14 protein-coding genes and 2 pseudogenes are annotated in these 18,031 nt (G+C 58.7%); 8 read left to right on the top strand and 8 right to left on the bottom strand.

Annotated features, from left to right (window positions below; all coding sequences use genetic code 11):
- Positions 1-365: pseudogene (locus tag AC1DXW_RS29660) on the top strand (multiheme c-type cytochrome); the annotation flags it as partial.
- A gap of 338 nt (positions 366-703) precedes the next feature.
- On the top strand, positions 704-1,408 hold the full coding sequence (locus AC1DXW_RS29655; RefSeq protein WP_477760817.1) for a response regulator: 705 nt from the start codon (positions 704-706) through the stop codon (positions 1,406-1,408).
- Here the strand turns inward: AC1DXW_RS29655 and AC1DXW_RS29650 are convergent.
- The 4 genes from AC1DXW_RS29650 to pdxR form a co-directional block, all read right to left on the bottom strand.
- Positions 1,398-2,885, bottom strand: coding sequence for a sensor histidine kinase (locus AC1DXW_RS29650; protein WP_477754586.1), 1,488 nt, complete (start codon positions 2,883-2,885; stop codon positions 1,398-1,400). The genes AC1DXW_RS29655 and AC1DXW_RS29650 overlap by 11 nt on opposite strands.
- 167 nt (positions 2,886-3,052) lie before the next feature.
- Entirely contained in the window at positions 3,053-4,318 is a 1,266-nt protein-coding gene (locus tag AC1DXW_RS29645; RefSeq protein ID WP_477760816.1) for an MFS transporter, read from the bottom strand.
- Between the two features lie 51 nt (positions 4,319-4,369).
- The gene (locus AC1DXW_RS29640) at positions 4,370-5,440 is read right to left on the bottom strand and encodes a sugar phosphate isomerase/epimerase family protein (protein WP_477754570.1); all 1,071 of its coding nucleotides are present in this window, start codon (positions 5,438-5,440) and stop codon (positions 4,370-4,372) included.
- A 112-nt stretch (positions 5,441-5,552) separates the two neighbouring features.
- A complete protein-coding gene (pdxR, locus tag AC1DXW_RS29635) occupies positions 5,553-7,061 on the bottom strand; it encodes a MocR-like pyridoxine biosynthesis transcription factor PdxR (protein WP_477760815.1) in 1,509 nt (502 codons plus the stop codon).
- A gap of 349 nt (positions 7,062-7,410) precedes the next feature.
- Here pdxR and AC1DXW_RS29630 point away from each other — a divergent pair, with 349 nt between their 5' ends.
- The 4 genes from AC1DXW_RS29630 (at position 7,411) to AC1DXW_RS29615 (ending at position 13,066) form a co-directional block, all read left to right on the top strand.
- On the top strand, positions 7,411-8,283 hold the full coding sequence (locus AC1DXW_RS29630; RefSeq protein WP_477756180.1) for a DNA/RNA non-specific endonuclease: 873 nt from the start codon (positions 7,411-7,413) through the stop codon (positions 8,281-8,283).
- A gap of 224 nt (positions 8,284-8,507) precedes the next feature.
- On the top strand, positions 8,508-10,691 hold the full coding sequence (gene speF, locus AC1DXW_RS29625; RefSeq protein ID WP_477756181.1) for an ornithine decarboxylase SpeF: 2,184 nt from the start codon (positions 8,508-8,510) through the stop codon (positions 10,689-10,691).
- Positions 10,692-10,771: 80 nt separating this feature from the next.
- Positions 10,772-12,112, top strand: a complete 1,341-nt coding sequence (gene potE / locus AC1DXW_RS29620; RefSeq protein WP_477756182.1) for a putrescine-ornithine antiporter — start codon at positions 10,772-10,774, stop codon at positions 12,110-12,112.
- A 48-nt stretch (positions 12,113-12,160) separates the two neighbouring features.
- Positions 12,161-13,066, top strand: a complete 906-nt coding sequence (locus AC1DXW_RS29615; RefSeq protein WP_477760814.1) for an amino acid ABC transporter substrate-binding protein — start codon at positions 12,161-12,163, stop codon at positions 13,064-13,066.
- A gap of 143 nt (positions 13,067-13,209) precedes the next feature.
- On the opposite strand, the gene AC1DXW_RS29610 is transcribed toward AC1DXW_RS29615, so the two are convergent.
- Positions 13,210-14,910 (bottom strand): aspartate:alanine exchanger family transporter, encoded by a 1,701-nt coding sequence (locus AC1DXW_RS29610; protein WP_477756122.1) that lies wholly within the window; start codon positions 14,908-14,910, stop codon positions 13,210-13,212.
- Positions 14,911-15,054: 144 nt separating this feature from the next.
- The gene (locus AC1DXW_RS29605; protein ID WP_477756121.1) at positions 15,055-16,392 is read right to left on the bottom strand and encodes an MFS transporter; all 1,338 of its coding nucleotides are present in this window, start codon (positions 16,390-16,392) and stop codon (positions 15,055-15,057) included.
- Positions 16,393-16,622: 230 nt separating this feature from the next.
- Here AC1DXW_RS29605 and AC1DXW_RS29600 point away from each other — a divergent pair, with 230 nt between their 5' ends.
- Together AC1DXW_RS29600 and AC1DXW_RS29595 are read left to right on the top strand one after the other, a co-directional pair.
- Positions 16,623-17,189, top strand: a complete 567-nt coding sequence (locus AC1DXW_RS29600) for a nucleotidyltransferase family protein (protein ID WP_477756124.1) — start codon at positions 16,623-16,625, stop codon at positions 17,187-17,189.
- Positions 17,190-17,212: 23 nt separating this feature from the next.
- Positions 17,213-17,389 carry a hypothetical protein gene (locus tag AC1DXW_RS29595; protein ID WP_477756120.1) on the top strand — a complete coding sequence of 59 codons (177 nt, stop codon included), beginning with the start codon at positions 17,213-17,215 and terminating at the stop codon, positions 17,387-17,389.
- A gap of 14 nt (positions 17,390-17,403) precedes the next feature.
- On the opposite strand, the gene AC1DXW_RS29590 is transcribed toward AC1DXW_RS29595, so the two are convergent.
- Both AC1DXW_RS29590 and AC1DXW_RS29585 read right to left on the bottom strand, forming a co-directional pair.
- Positions 17,404-17,610, bottom strand: a complete 207-nt coding sequence (locus tag AC1DXW_RS29590) for a co-regulatory protein PtrA N-terminal domain-containing protein (protein WP_477756119.1) — start codon at positions 17,608-17,610, stop codon at positions 17,404-17,406.
- Positions 17,611-17,692: 82 nt separating this feature from the next.
- Positions 17,693-18,031, bottom strand: a pseudogene (locus tag AC1DXW_RS29585) (hypothetical protein); the annotation flags it as partial.

Genomic DNA, 18,031 nt, shown 5'->3' with positions numbered 1-18,031 from the left:
GTCGCGAGCTCTATCGACTGGGCTCGATCAAGGACGGCAAGACCGAGGACAACACGCGAAACTTCAAAGTGCACATCGGCGACAAGGACGGCAATCCATTGGATGTCGAGGTCTGGAATGCCACGCAGATTCTCTCGGACAACCGCATTCTGCCCAAGGGCTACGATATCGGGGAGTTCTCCTTCCTGGTGCCGGCCGACGCGGTCGGGCCGCTGACCCTGACGGCCGCACTGAACTACTGGCCGTTTTCGCAGAAGCTGGCCGACTACCTGCTCGGCAAGGACAAGGTGCAGGTGGAAATCACCCAGATGGCCAAAGTCACGCAGAGCGTACCCTTGTCACCGATCACTGCGTCCCGACGCTAGGGGGCGTTCTCAATTAGTTTGGCCGGGCCTGCTATCGAGCCGGGGTTGCATGTACCTGAGTGCAGGAGAGCGACAGTTGGTCGGATGAAAGATGGGGCCGGGTTTTATGAGGCTGTCTGTTTATTGACGTTTTTAATGGTGTTTTAAAACAATGGGTTGGCGTCTGAAAATCAGGGTTTTGTCATAATGAATGCTTGTTGACGATCGAGTTTTGTCCGACTTAAGTCTGATTTTCGAACACCTGGAGCCTGGGACATGCGACTGGCGACCGGCGGCGTCCCCGGTTCCCTGCTATTAATCAATGAGTGTTCGATTGCTGATCCTTTCGGGAGCGCGTCATGAATCCATCCATTCGCATCGGCATTGCCGACGATCATCCGATGTTGCGTGAGGGCGTTGCCAATACGTTGAGAAAACGGGCGGATCTGCAGGTCGTGGATCAGGGCGCCAATGCGCAAGATGCCATGGATATTGCCCGCAAGATCCGTCCGGATGTGATGTTGATGGACGTCAATATGCCGGGCGATGTGTTCGCCGCGGTACGGTTCATTTCCACTCAACTGTCGAATGTGAAGGTACTGATGCTGACGGTTTCAGAATCCGAAGACGACGCCTTTTTGGCACTGGAGGCCGGCGCGCGCGGGTATGTGTTGAAAGGAGTCAGCGGACCGGAACTGATCCTGGCTATCAGGTCGGTTGCCAGGGGTGAGACGTATATCACCCCCGAGTTCGCCAACAAACTGCTGAGTAACGACAAGAAGCACGAAGCGCAAATTCACACGGTTGATCTGACCCATCGCGAGGAGGAGGTCATTCGTGAAGTTTCAAAGGGGCTGACCAATAGGGAGGTTGCGACAAAGCTGATGATCAGCGAAAAAACCGTCAAGCACCACATGGGCTGCGTGATGCAGAAACTGCACGCCCGAAATCGTGTCGAAGCGGTCACGGCTCTACGGCATTACAGGGAGCGCGAAGCGGTCGGGCGACTTCACACCGGCGCAGCAAAAACACGAATGGATGCCGGAACGCCCCCTAGAGTTTGAACTGTGCATTGACCGACGTACCAGAGACGCTGGAGTCGATGCTGAACAACCCGCCCAGAGATTCAATGCGATAACGCAAACCGGCGAGCCCCAATCGGGTTCTGCCGGATGCCCCTTGCAGCATGGCGTCTGCCGCCATGCCCGGACCACTGTCCCTGACGCTGATGTTCAATACTTCATCAATGTATTGCGCCTGGATGACCTGACCCTCGCCGTTGGCATGCATGTAAGCGTTGTTGAGGGCTTCTTGCACAAAACGGTACAAACAGAGTTTGAGCGGCAGTGGCGCGGTCTCCGGTAGCAGTCCCAGGGTTAATGTGACCTTGGTGCCAGTGCGTTGCTCGTGCCGTTGCGCCACCAGTTGCAACTCTTCCACCAGGTTCAATTCATTGATTTCCGGAAGTGCCAGGCCTCGCGATAAATCGCGGACCTCACGCAATGCGTCGGTGGCGGCGCCACGAATGGTTTCCAGCGACTCCTGATCGACAGCGGAACAGTTTTCGGCCAGGTCGTCGAGCCGGATCAGAATCAAGGTCAATAACTGCGCCGGCCCATCGTGCAGGTCTGCACCAATGCGCCTCAAGGTGAGTTCGTTGACATGGGAAAACTCCTGGGTAGCTGTCGCCATCTTGCGCTGGAGTTCGGCATTGCTGATGTGCAGACGGGTTTGCTCCTGCAGCCGTAAGCGCAGTGCCACTTGTTGTCGCTGGATGATCTTGTCACCRCGTCGCACGATGAAAAAAAGCAGCGTCAGCATTGCCAGTGTCGCGGCGCCAACGACCACCCATACCTGTTCCCGGACGCGATTGATCTCGCGCTTCAGACTATCGGCCTTTTCATAAAATTCGCCCACCGCGATGACTTTCCTGGTGCTTGAATCGCGCAGGGGCGCGTAGATCTCATAGAGCGGCACGTTGAGGTTGCGCTCGAACTCGTTCTCATCCTCGTTCAGCCCTTCAAGGTCGGTGACCACTTTGCCCTTGAGTGCTTCGGTGATCTCATCCATCGGGAATGTGTGGTTGGTGATGGCTTTATTCGTGCTGTAGACCACCGTGCCATCCGCCCGCCAGATCTTGATCGAGACAATGTGATGTTTGAGCGAACGACTTTCCGTGAGGTGGTCCAGAGACTGGACACTTGCCGCCGAGAGTTTGTTGTCCCGGCTCATCTCCTGCACATAGGGCTCCAGAAACGTATCCATGTACTGAGCGCCTGCTTCTGCTGCGCTATGTACCGCGGCACTTTCTATTCGAGCGCTCACCAGTTTGCCGACGAAGAACATGGTCAGTCCCAGGATCACCGAAGCGGCAATGACAAACTGGGTCGAGCGACTCAGATTGCGCACCTTGACCTTGATCCGCGTGCGCCAGATTCCATTGCGAACCGCATCGGAAACCGGGGCAGGCTCGACCAGCTCCTCAGTCTCCAGCGCGGTAAAAGTCGCGTTTTCTGATTCGGCTTTTGCATCTTTTGCCATCGACCTGGTTCCCTGATCATCGTGATAAGTCGGTTGGAGACCCTGCAACTCAACGGATATCTGGAGATTGGCTATGGGCGCCACGCCCATGACTGACAGTAGTTCACTGTATGTTTCGGTTCCCCCCCCCACGGCGATGTGTTGCGACGCGTACACCCGACCTATGTTCAGGCTTGCGCGGCGCTGACCTTGCCGGTGACCGTGGAATTTTTCCGAACCGCTTGATACAGCAGGCTGGAGACCATGAACCCGACAATGGCCAACAGGCTCATTAACGAGAACACGTAGTTGTAGCCTTGCTGACCCGGGAAATGGTCAAGGATTGCGCCGTAGATGACATAGGCAAACATGCCAGGCGCATAGCCGATCAGGCAACCAATGCCAAAGGCTGAACCGGTGATGTGCTGGGGAATGCCGACTTCACCCATGGGTGCCCAGAACACGCCGCGCATGGAAAAAACAATCAGCGCGAAGGAGAGGGTGGCTGCCATGCCCGCGTAGATGAAACCCGGGCTTTTCGGGATGAGCATGATGACGCCCATCAGCGGCAACAACGCCAGAAATGCCCATTTCAGATAGCGGCTGGAGCTCTTGAACTGCTTGTCGGCAATGAAGCCACCGGCGGGGCCGCCGAGGATCTTGAGAAAGTACTGGTTGATGATGCCATAGGCGCCCACCAGGGCGACGGGCAGTTCGTACATGTCCTTGAGGTAGGGAATGAAATAGGTCAGGCCGCAGTACACGATGTAGACCATGAACACGTTGAGGCTGACCAGCCAGATGCCCGGCACCTTGATGGCCTCGAGCAGGTTCGATAATCCGTTCTTCGGCTTGGCGGTCGACTGGGTATTGCCGCTCTTGAGCAGCAGCCAGGTCAGGGTCCCGGCAAGAATGTCGATGACCGAATAGAAAAGGACCGCCGACTTCAGACCGTTTTCACCGGAGCCCATGGCGACGAACACGCCCAGCGCTGAGAAGGCGACCAGGGTATCGATGACGCCGCGCCCGCCTTCGAGCAGGCCGAACAGTCGCCCCTGTTCTTTATCGTCACCCAGGTTGCGGATGGCTTTGAGCAGCGAGGGCCAAAAGATGCAGTCGGCACATACGGCTAGCAGGCAGAACACAATCAGCAGATTGCTGAAGGGCGGAAAGGTCGCCAGGTAGAGCCCGAGGCTGCCGGTACCGATCAGGCCGAGGGGGATCAACTTGCGCGTGTCGTACCGGTCGGCGAGCATGCCACCCACCACGAACAGGGCGGTGGCGATGATGGCGTTGGCGCTCAGCAGCAGGCCGATTTCAGTGTGGGACAACCCCATGAACTCTTGCATGGGGATATAAAAGGCGTCTTTGAGATTCGCCAGCTTGTAGATGGTGCCGCCGCCGAGTATGAGAATCAGGAATCTGAGCCATTTGGCCTTGTCATGGGATGTCATTATTGTTCTCCAGGCTTGATTGGGAAGGCAGTGCCTGTCGGCACATCAGGTTCAGGCGTCAGCGCAATGGGCCAGGGTCAACTCGGCCAGGGTTCGGAACTCGGCCAGCAGACCTCGTACATAGGCGACCTGGTTGTTGGCCCAACGGTGTTCATCGGCCAGCATTCGTTCCAGCGAGAAGCCTTCCGGCAGCGCTGTTTCACTCATTTCCCGGTACGCAATGAACGGGTCGGCGGCTTCGTCCATCTGGCGGAACGCCGGGGCAACGTAGTGGTTTTCCTGCTCGAGAATGAAAGCGATCACTTGCACAGCTGATTCGCCGAGCATCAGCAGTTCGAACAACATGCGTGCGTTGGGCAGGTCGTCTTCGTCACAGCCCTGCAACACGCCGTAATGGCCGAATGCGTTTTGCTCGGGGACGATGCGCACACCCTTGAGGTGGGTCTGGCGTATGTGCGGCGCCAGGTTACGGAGCGCAGCAAGGGGCTGTTCGCAGGCATTGATCATGTTGCCGAAGTCGAACAGGGCGTGCAGGCGAGGGTGGTTCAGCCGGCTCAGCAGTTGCGCGATCTCGCCGCTCTTGAGTTCCTCATGCTGCTCGAAGTCGAAGAACAGGTCGTGCTCGTCTGCCTGCTGCGCAAGGTAGTGCAGGTCCGACTCGATCAGGTCCATGACCCGCGACAGCGCCCCTTCGTAGCGTGAGTAAACACGAATGTTGCGGGTGCCCAGCGCCTTGGCAATGGCGATCACTTGATCGACATCTTTTTTCAAGGTGCTGCTGATTTCCAGATGCACGTCCAGCCCGAGAGCATTGGCCTTGTCTGCAAACGCCTGAAGCTGCGCTGGCGTCATTTGACTGAGGCTGTTTTCCTCACCGTCGAGCAAGTGCAGGCTCAGCCCCTGCAGCTCGTGGCGATAGGCGAAGTCCAACAGGTCAGCAGGTGTCACGCGGCCGTGGGTCAGGTTGGTCAGCAAGGGGTAGGCATGGGCAAACAGGCGCAGTTGCCCAAGCCGGTCGAGCAACTGGCGGGCCAGTGCCTCAGTCAGTACGGGGGGAGCCCCGGCCCGGGCAGCCTTATGGCTGAGCAAGGCGTTGAATCGTTCCTGGATCTTATTGTTCATTCGAGTCGTTCCTGGTTCAGACGCCGGGTCTACCGGCGCAGCCTTTATCGCGCCAGTCAGGAACTCTCGATAGATCCATTATCAGTTAAATCATAAGACCACTTGCCTTGCGTCAAGTGGCCTGCTGCAGATAGCCCATCTTGCGCAAGGCCCGCGCAAGCGCTTCGACGCGTTCTTGGGCCTGGTCCTCAGGGGTACTGGCAAAGCCGATCAGTAGCGCCGGTGGCAAGACATGCTCCAGGCAGTAGTCACTCAGGGGATAGGTATGAATGCCATGCTGGCCGAGTTCCCTGGCGATGGCGTCGTCGTCAAGATGCGCGGGTAACCAGGCGATCAGGTGCATGCCGGCTTCAACAGGCGTGATCCTGAAGAAAGTGCCCAGCCGTTGCTGCAGTTGTTCGACCAGTGCTTGCTGGCGAGCCTGGTACAGCGCACGCATTCGACGAATATGACCGAGGAAGTGGCCCTCGCGCATGAAGTCCGCCGTGACGGCCTGTAGCAGCGTGGGCGGGCTGCGATCCATGACCGCCCGCAGGGTGCAGAAGGGTTCGACCAGGGCGTTCGGCAGTATCACGTAACCCAGTCGTAGCGAGGGGAAGAGCACTTTGCTGAACGTTCCGGCGTAGATGACCCGGGCCCATTGGTCCATGGCATAGAGTGCCGGCAGGGGGCGACCGTTGTAGCGAAACTCACTGTCGCAGTCGTCCTCGATGATCCAGCTTTGATTGCGGGCAGCCCAGTCGATGAGCTCCTGGCGCCGCGCATAACTCATGGTGATGCCCAAGGGATGCTGACGAGACGGTGTGGTAAACACCAGGCGGGCGTCAGGACATTGAGCCAGGCCTTGCTGGATATCGATCCCCTGTTCGTCGATACGCAACGGCACGACCAGCCCCCCTTGGGCCTGGAGCGCAATTCGCGCCGCGATATGCCCCGGATCCTCCATCCAGAAACTGTCCTGCGGATTGAGCAACAGCATGCCCAGCAGGTTGAAGGCTTGCTGGGCGCCGGAAACGATGACCACCTGTTCGGCAGTGCAGTCGATGCCCCGGGCATCGAAGACGTATTCGGCAATCGCCTCGCGCAGGGCCAGCAACCCTTGCAGTTCGCCATAGCCGAGCATGGCCTTGGTTGGCTTATGCAGGTGGCGATTCATCAGCCGCTTCCAGACCGATTGCGGGAACGCATCGTACGCACTGTGGCTGGGCAGGAACGAAGTCGGGCTGCCGGTGGCCCAGTCCGCATAGGAAACGCCGCGGAAATGATCGCTGCGCAATGACAGCATGGACTGGCTCAGGTCGGACAGGCGAGGAGGCTGGCGCTTGTGCTCATCGTCATCGATACCGCGGCTTTCCCATTCATGGCCGACATAAGTCCCGGCCCCGGTGCGCGACGTCAGAAAACCTTCGGCAATCAGTTGATCGAACGCATTGAGAATGCTGATTCGCGACAGCTGCAGTTCTTTGCTCAAGGTCCGGGTGGACGGCAGACGTACGCCTCCCTGAATCCTGCCACTGAGAATCTGTTTGCGAATCTGCAAGTAGAGTTGGCGGTACAAGGGGATGGAACTGGCACGGTCCAGTTCGATACCTGACAACAGTAAACCTGCGGAGGATTTCATTTTTGGTTCGTCTGGATGGAGTGAGTCTGGCCTGAATGGCTGTCAGGCACCCGGGGGCGAAAGGGTATCGAGCGGTACTGGATATGTCATCCGGTCCGCTTCTTCGACGAGCACTGGCGAATAGAATCCAACCGCCGCCCGGCACTAACGTATCTTGTCATGGTCAATAAACCCCGCACGACCCTCAGCGGTCGAACTGCCCGGAACCGACCGGCCCCGCATCGGTAATTTGATCAAGGACAGTGAAAGCATGCTCGCCGCCACATAATCAGCAACCGCCTGCATCTGGTTCCGTGAGTCGGGACTCGCCCTACGTTTAACCCCTCAACCCCATTCGAAGATTTAACCCATGTACCTACGCAAAATTGCAGTTGGGCTGTCGGCCCTTGTTTTGCTCTCGACCGGGGCGCAAGCCCGCAGTCTGCTGGACTTCCTCAAGCCGCCCACCGCGCATCATGAACAAACGTCCCGCTCGGGTTCGATCAGCCATAGCGCGGCCCTGGATCTCTATTCAAGCAAACAGAAACAGGCATCGTTCGACGGCTGCGCAGATTTGTTCCCGGCAGCGAAACCGATCAACACGGCCACTGTGCCTGCAACCATGAAGCCCCTGGCTTTGTGTTCCGACAACTTCGCGGTGCTGTACTCGCAAACCAGCAAGACCCCGCTGGTTGTGGTCGAACGCCTGAACGCTGCCCAGTTGCAGGATGCCAAAGGGGAGGAGCGCACCAACCAGTTCTATCCGGACCCACGCATTCCCAAGAGTGGGCGCGCGGAGTTGAGCGACTACCGCAGCCAGCATCCGGCCGTGGACCGTGGTCACCAATCCCCGGCAGCCGATGCACCGAACCCCAATGCAATGGCCCAATCCTTTGCGCTGTCGAACATGGTGCCGCAGGACCCGACCAACAACCGCAAGATCTGGAGCAAGGTCGAGTCAGATGTCCGCAAGTTTGCCAAGCGCGCCGATGGCAACGTGTTTGTCTTTACCGGCCCGCTGTTTGACTCTGGCCACTCCACCATTGGCGACAACCAGGTGTGGGTGCCGACGCGCCTGTTCAAGTTGGTCTATGACGCATCGTCCAAACGTGCCTGGGCCTACGTACTGCCTAACGCTGAGACCCGAATCGAGAAGCCGATGGACTACGACACTTTCGTGAAGAGCACCGGGCTCAAATTGCTCGGGAACCTGCCCGTCACAGGTTCCGCAGGGCGCACCTGATGGCTGGATGAGCAGCACCCCAACGGTTGGATGCAACCGTTGGGGTGTTTCATTGTCATGAACCACGCAAAAACAAGGTCAAGGAAATAAATTCAGCAAGAAATAACAAATAGTAAAAATGAACTATACCCAATAGGGCAATCGCTCCTGACCCCGGGACATGATGCCTCTGAAGTCGGTCGTCCCAGGAACTTCAACGTCAAACAGACCGAGAGATTCTGGTTATGAACGCCTTGAAAATCGCTGCCAGCGATGCGGTACGAGTTTGCTTTCGTAATTCCCGTGAAATCGTCCGGCTCGACCAGACTGACTTTACCGATGTCGCTGTCGCCGTACTCTCGAAAGATGATTTGGCAGCAGGGGCGCTGGATGCCATCAAGCGTACCGGCTTCGACATCCCCATCTTCCTGGTGGCCTCTCAGGGCCGCAGCAATCGTTCCCTGGAGGTCTACAAACAACTGCAGGATGTGATTTTGCAGGTCAATGGCGTGTTCGACCTGTCCAGCAATAATGCCGAGTACTACGGCAATCAACTGGAGACCGCCGCCAAGGCCTATGAAGAAAGCCTGCTGCCACCGTTCTTCGATGCGCTCAAGCACTACACCGAATCGGCCAACGCGACTTTTGCCTGCCCCGGTCACCAGGGCGGCCAGTTCTTTCGCAAGCACCCGGCGGGTCGGCAGTTTTTCGACTTCTTCGGCGAGACGCTGTTTCGCGCCGACATGTGCAACGCCGACGTCAGGCTCGGCGATCTGCTGATCCACGAAGGCCCGGCGCTGCTGGCGCAAAAACATGCGGCCAAGGTGTTCAACGCCGACAAGACCTACTTCGTGCTCAACGGCACCTCGGCATCGAACAAGGTGGTGACCAACGCCCTGTTGACCCCCGGCGACCTGGTGCTGTTCGACCGCAACAATCACAAGTCCAACCACCAGGGCGCGTTGTTGCAGGCCGGTGCGACACCGGTCTATCTGGAAACCGCGCGCAATCCCTACGGCTTCATTGGCGGCATCGACGCCCACTGTTTCGAAGAAGACTACCTGCGCCAGCTGATCGCCGAAGTCGCCCCGGACAAGGCGCAACTGCCACGGCCGTTTCGCCTGGCGATCATTCAACTGGGCACCTATGACGGTACCATTTACAACGCCCGGCAAGTGGTCGACCGCATCGGCAAGCTGTGTGACTACATCCTGTTCGACTCGGCGTGGGTCGGTTACGAACAGTTCATTGCGATGATGAAGGACTGCTCGCCCATGTTGCTCGATCTGGACGAGAACGCCCCGGGCATCTTCGTCACCCAATCGGTACACAAGCAACAGGCCGGTTTCTCCCAGGCCTCGCAAATCCACAAGAAAGACCGGCACATCAAGGGCCAGCCACGCTACTGCAATCACGCACGGCTGAATAACGCCTTCATGGCCCAGGCTTCAACGAGTCCGTTCTACCCGCTGTTCGCCTCGCTGGATGTCAACGCCCGCATCCACTCAGGCCGAAGTGGCCTGCGCCTGTGGGATGACTGCGTGAAGTTCGGCATCAATGCGCGCAAGTTGATCCTCGAAGCCTGCACCATGGTCCGCCCGTTCGTGCCGTACACCATTGAAGGGCGTGCGTGGGAGGACTATCCAACGGAAGAAATCGCCAGCGACATCCGCTTCTTCGAGTTCCATCCCAAGGACCGCTGGCACGCTTTTGCCGGCTACGCCGAGAAGCAGTACTTCATCGACCCGTGCAAGTTACTGTTCACCACGCCGGGCATCGACCCGGTGGACGGCAGCTACACCGACTTCGGCATTCACGCCGGCATCCTGGCCAACTTCCTGCGCGAGAACGGCATCGTCCCGGAAAAGTGCGACCTGAACTCGATCCTGTTCCTGCTCACACCGGCCGAAGACTGGGCGAAGATGAGCCACCTGGCGGCACAGATCGCCCGCTTCGAACGCTTCATCAGCGATGACGCGCCGATGAGCCGGGTGCTGCCGGCCATCTACGCTCAGCACCAGGAACGCTACCGCGACTACACCATCCGCCAGCTCTGCCAGGAAATGCACGACCTGTATCGCAGCCACAACGTGCAGCAATTGCAGAAGGACATGTTCCGCAAGGAGCACTTCCCGAAAAAGGCCATGAACCCGCAGCAAGCGCAAATCGAGTACATCCGCGGCAACGTCGAACTGGTGCCCTTGGCGGATGCCGATGGTCGCATTGCGGCCGAGGGCGCGTTGCCTTACCCGCCGGGCGTCTTGTGCGTTGTACCCGGGGAGATCTGGGGTGGCGCCGTGCTCAAGTACTTCCTGGCGCTGGAGGAGGGCATCAACCGCTTGCCCGGCTTCACGCCGGAACTTCAAGGCGTTTATCTGAAGCAGGAAGGCGGTCGCACGCGGGCGTATGGCTATGTGATCAAGCAGTAAGGATCACCCTCGTACTCGATGGCAGGTGTCAAGTCGGCGGGCCCAGGGGTTAACTCTCTGAACAAGGCAAGGAGTTTGCGATGGCTGATTCAAGCAAGAAAATGGGCCTGATGGGGCTCACGACGCTGGTGACGGTCAACATGATGGGCTCGGGCATCATCATGTTGCCCACCAACATGGCTCAACTGGGTGCCGTCTCTTTGTTGTCGTGGATTTTCACGGCGATTGGTTCGATGGCCATCGCCTACTGCTTTGCCCAGTGTGGCGTCTTCTGCTCACGCTCTGGCGGCTTGTCCGCCTACACCGAAGAAGCCCATTCAAAGTCGGGTTTTTTCCTCTGTTCGTACCTGTACTTCCTGTCACTGGCCATCGCCAACGTGGCCGTGGCCATTTCGGCGGTGGGCTACATGACGGCCTTCGTGCCCTGGCTGGGCACGGGTGCGATTCCCCTGTGCGTCGGCACGATCGCACTGATCTGGCTGACCACTTTCGCCAACTTCGGTGGACCGGGCATCACCGGCAAGATCGGCGCGTTCACGGTATGGGGCGTGATCATTCCGGTAGCCGGCCTGAGCATCATCGGCTGGTTCTGGTTCAAGCCCGATGTGCTGGCCGCCGCCTGGAACCCCAACAGCCTGGCGATCTCCGAAGCCATCAGCAAGGCGATCCCCCTGACCCTGTGGGCCTTCCTCGGCATGGAATCGGCGGCCCAGGCCACCGATGCCGTGGAAGACCCCAAGCGCAACGTGCCGTTGGCCTGCCTGTTCGGCACCCTGGGTGCCGCCGTGGTCTATGTGCTGTCGACCACCGTCATCCAGGGCATCATTCCCAACGCTGAACTGGCCAAGTCCTCCGCACCCTTCGCGCTGGTCTATGCCACGATGTTCAGCCCGATGGTGGGCAATATCGTCATGGCCCTGGCGGTCATGGCCTGTGTCGGCTCGCTGCTGGGTTGGCAATTTACCCTGGCGCAAACCGCCAAGATGACGGCTGACCAGAACCTGTTCCTCAAGCTGTTCAGCAAGGTCAACTCGATGAATGCCCCCGTTGTCGGCATGATTGTCTGCGGTGTGCTACAGACCCTCATGGCCCTGTCGACCATCTCGCCCGACGCCGCCGCACAGTTCAGCAAGCTGGTCAGCCTGGCAGCGGTCACCAACCTGATCCCTTATATAACTGCGATGACCGGCCTGCTGGTGATCATGCACAAGGCCGGGGTCTCGTCGGCCATACACTCGCGTAACGTGGTGGTCCTGTTGATTGCAATAACGTACGCCTTGTACGCCTTGTATGCCTGCGGCAAGGACGCAGTGATGGGCGGCACCCTGGTGCTCGCTTTCGGCTACCTGCTCTATGGATTCCTCGCCAAGCGCTTCACCGACGCGCCAGCGGCCAACCAGGCCAGGGCCGCAAACCCTTAGGCGTGGCCAACAGGACTGCACAGACATCTGCATACGGGGAAACCGGACATGAACGTACCATTTGCCACAACCACCAGACTGCTGCTTGCCTTCGCACTCTCGACGCTGCCGCTAGTGGCCGGCGCCAATACCCTTGAACGCGTGCGCAGCAGCCACACCTTGACCTTGGGCTACTTGCCTGACCTGGCGCCTTTCAGCAAGCAGGAAGGCGACAAGGCCAGCGGTTACGCCATCGACCTGTGCCTGAAAGTCGCCGACAAGCTCAAGAGCGAGCTGGGTCTGCCCGACCTGCAAGTGCGCTACCAGCCCGTCAAGATTTCGGACGAGGTCAACGCCGTGAGCCAGGGTAAAGTCGATATCCTCTGCACGCCGACACCGCCCACCCTGGAGCGGCGCAAGATGATCAGTTACTCCATACCGATCTACACCGCCGGCCTCTCGGTCGTGGTGCGCAGCGATGCTCGCGAACCGCTGCTCAATGTGCTCAATGGCAAGGTCGCCAATACCGGCCCGACCTGGCGTGCCAGCATCAACAACGGTCTGGCCAACCAAACCTACGCGACCCTGGAGGGGGGCGTGACCGAAGACTGGATTCGCGAACAGATGCGCCTGCTCAACGTGATCGCTTCGCTGGTGACCGTGGACAACAACGACGAGGGCATCAAGCTGGTCGCCGAGGGCAAGGCCGATGCCTTCTTCTCCGAACGCATGCTGCTGCGAAACGAAATCGCCAAGGAAGGCGCGGCGAAGAACCTGATGCTCCTGGACCGCATCTTCGAGTACTCGCCGGTGGCGATGATCGTGGAGCGCAACGACGAAGACTTCCGCTTGCTGGTCGATATGGCCCTGAGTGAAGCCTATCACTCGGGCTTCATAGAAAAGGCCTACGACCAGTACCTGGGCGGAACCAACGCTACCGTGAGAAAACTGTTCAGGGTGTATGCGTTGCCTTAGTGGCATCGGGCCTTCCGCGGACGTAATGCAACTGTAGGAGCGAGCTTGCTCGCGATGGACTCAAGAGCGCCGTGTTTAGCCAGTGAGCACGCGTTATCGTTGACGACCTTCGCGAGCAAGCTCGCTCCTACAGATGAGCAGCGTCAATTGGCGAGGACCATGGCGAAGTAGCCGAGGACCGTCAGCAGGATTCCCGAGACTGCGAACGCTACCGGAAAACCGACCCACGGCACGTTGCTGCCGATTTCTGCCGCCGCTTCGAGGCACGGTCCGGAATGACTGCGGGCACCGGCCATGCCGCCCATCAGTACCGCCGGATTGATCTTCATCAAGTGATAGCCGACCACCCAGACGGCGAACGGCGGCAGCATGCAGGCGACGAAGCCCACCAGGAATATCTGCACGGCCAGCGTACCCGTCAGTTGGGCGAGGAGGGTGGCACCGGCATTGATCCCGACAATCGCCACGAACACCAGCAGGCCCATGTCCTCAAGGATGTTACGCGCCGCGTTCGGCGTATTGCCGAAGAAACGCAGGCGCGAGGACAGTGACGAGACGATGATGCCCGACACCATCAGGCCGCCAGCGCTTCCCAGGCCGACAGAAGCGCCAAAGGCGGGGAACTGGATCAGACCGATCAGCAGCCCCAGGGTCATCCCGGCAAACAACGTTAACAAGTCGGTCATGCTACTGGGCCGGGCGATGACGCCAAACAACTCGCCCGCGCGTTGCACGGCACTGGACAGACCGGTGACGAACAGCACATCGCGACGTTGCAACCTGGTTTCGGGCCCTACGGGCAGCGGTACACCACCGCGCTGGATGCGAGTCAACTGAAGCTGCCCGGCCAGGTCCAGTCCGCGGAACTCCTTGAGCGGCTTGCCGATGACAGCTTTCTCGGTCACCAGGATCTCCGCGTGGTCCAGGGGGACGGCGAGCGCCTTGGCGTCATCGACCTCCGGGCCGAGCAGACCGATGTTGATGGTGAGGCCTGTACGAGTGCTGCAAAGGGTAATCACATCCCCCAACTGCAACTGGATATCCGGATCTGCCCCTATCGACTCATCACCGTGATGCACATTGACGATGCGATATTCCGGGAATCGAGCGAGAAACTCACGGATGTTGAGGCCTGCAGTCGTGCGGTTTTCCAGGCGGTAAGCGCGCAATCCGAAGGCCTTGTCGGCGGTCAGGCCGTCGTCCTCCAGATCATGCATCCCATGCTGTTCCTCATAACGACGGGCTGCCGCCTTTGCATCGACACCCCACCAGCGCGGCATGTATTTGCACATCAGTACGATGCCGATGGTGCCCCAGATGTAAGTGATGCCATAGGACAGGGTAATCATCGCCGACACTCCCTCGACCGTGTCGCCCGGTGCGAGGTGGACGGCACCCGAGGCAACCGCCTGTTCAGCCGAGCCGATGGCCGAGGACATGGTCGTGGCCCCGGCGAGGATTCCGCCGGCCGCGCCGGTCGGCAAGTTGAATAGACGCGTGCCCAAGACCACCACGGCCAGACTGACCAAACTGCAAATGACCGCAAGGACGGTGAACTTCAGCCCGTCATCTTTCAGGCTATTGAGGAAGGAGGGACCGACCCGCAAACCGACCCCGTACATGAACAGGTAGTAGAAGAGGTTCATGGTGAACGTGTCGAACTTGAAGGTGATGCCATAGAGGGAGGCGGCAATGGCGATGCCACTGCCAACCACTATGGCGCCTCCGACGGTACCCAACCCATAACCCTTGATGGTGAAGCGGCCAATCAGCACCGCCAGGCTCACTACCAGGAACAGCAACATGTAAGGGTTGGCATTGAGAAACGAGAAGAGTGCCTGCACGGGTTGATTCCCCTTTTTCGCTACGTTAATGCCTGATGTCAGGAAAGACTCAGGCAGTAGCGTAGCGTGTGAATCCGGGGAGGTTGACCCGCAACACCTTTGCGATAGAACAGTACCGGGCCCAGGACAGGCTTGTTTGGTGTTTCAGGCGGACGCACTCACTCCTAAGCCTTTCTCCTGCGACGCAACGTCATGCAGGGAAATCCTTGAAGTCTCCGGCAATGCCAGCCCACCCGCCAGCGCGAGCAATGCAACCGCGATCAGATAGAACGCTGGTGACAGGTTGCTGCCGGTGGTGCTGATCAGCCACGTAGCCACCAACGGTGCCGTGCCGCCGAAAAGGGTGTACGCCATGTTGTAGGTGATCGCCGAGGCGGTGTATCGGGTACGGGTAGGGAAGGTTTCCGAGAGCAAGGCCGCCGTCACCACGCCACACAACACCGCGCCAATCGCCAGGAGCATGACGCCGACGATGGACGCTGCGAACGAGCCGGAACTGGCCATCAGGAACGATGGATACACGCTCACAATCAACAGCGCACAGGCTGTCATCACCGTCATTCGACGGCCGACCCGGTCCGAGTACAGCCCGGCCAGCGGGCAGATCGCCGCAGCGAACAGCAATGCAATCAGCGACACCAGCAGCGCTGTGGCGCGACTCAGGCCACCCGCGACTTGCAAGTAAGTCGCGAAATAGGTGGTGAACATATAAAACGACAGTGCCGTGAGTGACACAAAAGCACCCAGGTAGCAGATAGCCGCACCATGGTTGCGCAAGGTTTCCTTGAGTGGGGAGTGTGCGACTGCATGCTCTTGGGTCACCGCCTGGAATGCCGGTGTCTCATCGAGCTTGCAGCGCAAGTAAAGACCCACCAGGCCCAGGGGCGCGGCAATCAGGAACGGCAGGCGCCAGCCCCAACTGCCCATTGCTTCGGCCGACAATGACGCCTCGAGTGCATAGGCCACCACAGCCGCCGCGGCGAAGGCGGAAAATGTCGACACCGGAAGGAAACTGCCGTACCAGGCGCGTTTGTCACTCGGTGCATGCTCCATCAGGTAGGCACAGGCACCGGCGTATTCTCCCCCGGCGGAAAAGCCCTGGGCGCAACGGATCAGGGACAGAAGAATCGGCGCCATGACTCCGATCGCCGCATAAGTGGGCAGCAGACCGATCAAGGTCGTCGCCCCGGCCATCAGCAGAATGGTCATCGCCAGGGTCCGCTTGCGGCCGATCCTGTCGCCCAGCATGCCGAAGAAAATTCCGCCAAGGGGCCGAAATGCAAAGGCCACGGCGAATACCGCAAAGGTCTTGAGCAGCGCGGCACTGGCATCGCCGCTGGGGAAAAATTGCTGGGCGATGGTCGTGGCCAGAAAGCCATAGACGGCGAAGTCGAACCACTCGACGAAATTGCCGATGCCGGCAGCCACAATCACTTTTCTCAGCGTTCTTGGGCTGACTTGTTCCATAGTTGCGCTCGTCATGCTTGACCTCGATACTTCGTAAGTAAGCTATCGATTATCGGGGCAGACACCGGGGCGGCTCACTTCAAAAGTGTCATCCACATAGCCAGCACCGACTTCATTGCGTTGAACGAGGCATGAATCGCGCCAGATTGGCCGAGGGTGAGCAAAGGGCGGTGTTTTTCGCGTATTTGTAAAGCGTTGGCGGTATTGTCGGTCGCCAGGACTTGATCGATTTAGAAGGGATGAAGATGACATTGACTGTCGAAAGCCTGGTCAGGATCGCAATGGCCAATCCAGTAAACGCAGAGCTTGCTGATCGCTTGCCTGAGCTCGGTTTGAACCAGTGCATGCTCACGGCCGGTTGCCTGTTCCAGGCCGCCTGGAATCATCAGTCACAGCGAGCGGCAGGGTGGGGAGTGAAGGATTACGACGTCTTTTACTTCGATGATGATCTGTCGTGGGAAGCCGAGAATGAGGTCATCCAGTCCGCTCAGCGTCTGTTCAACCACCTCGACGTGAACATTGAGTTCAAGAATCAGGCTCGCGTTCATCTGTGGTACAGCCAGCGGTTTGGCGGGGATTATCCTCAGCTTCAGTCGGCTAGAGACGGGATTGATCGCTACCTGATTGCCGGTACCTGCATGGGTCTGGATGTTGAAACGGGCGAGGTCTATGCACCCAACGGCCTGGCCGATACAGAGCACGGGTTACTTAGAATCAATCCAAGGAATCCCAGGCCAGACTTGTTCGACCAGAAGGCGAAAAGTTATCAGGCTCGTTGGCCTTGGCTCAGGATCGTAGAGCTCCAAAGTTGAATGGGAGCGAGGGGAGTTTACCGATGAAGCAACTTATTGGAGATGAAAGCCAATTGCTGCCTGCCACGACGGCCTGTAAACGAAGCAGCCCTTGGCGAAGGGCTGCTTGGACTGTGGATTCAACACAACAGATTTTGTGTAAGCAGGATCTCGGTCAAACCGGCGCCAGCAGCACCATGGGTGCTGCATTTGAGGCTTGAGGCCGTACAACAGATCAGCTGTTGGAGTGATCGGCTGCCTTGGCTTTGCTTTGAGCTACAGCGGCTTCAGCCTTCTGTTTCTGGGCAACCTGGTAGGTTTCCATCGAGACTTTGCGGGCCGACTCCATGCGTGCAAAGGTCCGGTCACCGCCACCTGTGGCCATTGCCAGAGAAGAAGCGGTCAGAGTGGCGACTACGAAGAGAACTTTCATGGATTTCATTTGGGTATCCTCAAGTGAGACTTTATTAACAGTTAAAGCGGGATTCATTGGCTAGAGCTGAACTTCCTTGTTCAACCTGGAATTACCAGCCAGCCAGGGCGGCGTTTCCTGTTTTCCAGGTGCCTTGCTCCGTGCGTGCTTCGGTGTCTCTGTTTTTGGCCCAGGCAGTGAGCAGTACCATCATCCCGAACCCAGCGACGATGAGCACCGGATAGGCTGCCAGCAACTCCACCAGGGAGTACTTCCAGGCCAGCGGACGACCAACACCCAACATGGCGGCATAGAACCACGACACGCCAGAGAACGCCCCCGAGAACAGCGCCAGCATGCGCAGGCTGAAGGAGAGTTTCAGTAACGAACCGGCTTTTTTCAGCGCCGGCAATACAGCGCGATGCAACACGAAGCCGTTAACGGTCAACAG

The sequence above is a fragment of the Pseudomonas sp. P4_C4 genome (assembly GCF_056402055.1).
The sequence above is the reverse complement of the archived record's forward strand: the minus strand, read 5'-3'. Positions and strand labels throughout refer to the sequence as shown.

Bases quoted from the DNA above. Each gene is read 5' to 3' on its own strand.
- AC1DXW_RS29595 (WP_477756120.1), top strand. From the start codon at position 17,213: ATGAAGCAACTTATTGGAGATGAAAGCCAATTGCTGCCTGCCACGACG.
- pdxR (WP_477760815.1), bottom strand. From the start codon at position 7,061: ATGAAATCCTCCGCAGGTTTACTGTTGTCAGGTATCGAACTGGACCGT.
- AC1DXW_RS29605 (WP_477756121.1), bottom strand. From the start codon at position 16,392: ATGACGAGCGCAACTATGGAACAAGTCAGCCCAAGAACGCTGAGAAAA.
- AC1DXW_RS29655 (WP_477760817.1), top strand. From the start codon at position 704: ATGAATCCATCCATTCGCATCGGCATTGCCGACGATCATCCGATGTTG.
- AC1DXW_RS29640 (WP_477754570.1), bottom strand. From the start codon at position 5,440: ATGAACAATAAGATCCAGGAACGATTCAACGCCTTGCTCAGCCATAAG.
- AC1DXW_RS29615 (WP_477760814.1), top strand. From the start codon at position 12,161: ATGAACGTACCATTTGCCACAACCACCAGACTGCTGCTTGCCTTCGCA.
- AC1DXW_RS29630 (WP_477756180.1), top strand. From the start codon at position 7,411: ATGTACCTACGCAAAATTGCAGTTGGGCTGTCGGCCCTTGTTTTGCTC.
- AC1DXW_RS29645 (WP_477760816.1), bottom strand. From the start codon at position 4,318: ATGACATCCCATGACAAGGCCAAATGGCTCAGATTCCTGATTCTCATA.
- speF (WP_477756181.1), top strand. From the start codon at position 8,508: ATGAACGCCTTGAAAATCGCTGCCAGCGATGCGGTACGAGTTTGCTTT.
- AC1DXW_RS29590 (WP_477756119.1), bottom strand. From the start codon at position 17,610: ATGAAATCCATGAAAGTTCTCTTCGTAGTCGCCACTCTGACCGCTTCT.
- potE (WP_477756182.1), top strand. From the start codon at position 10,772: ATGGCTGATTCAAGCAAGAAAATGGGCCTGATGGGGCTCACGACGCTG.
- AC1DXW_RS29600 (WP_477756124.1), top strand. From the start codon at position 16,623: ATGACATTGACTGTCGAAAGCCTGGTCAGGATCGCAATGGCCAATCCA.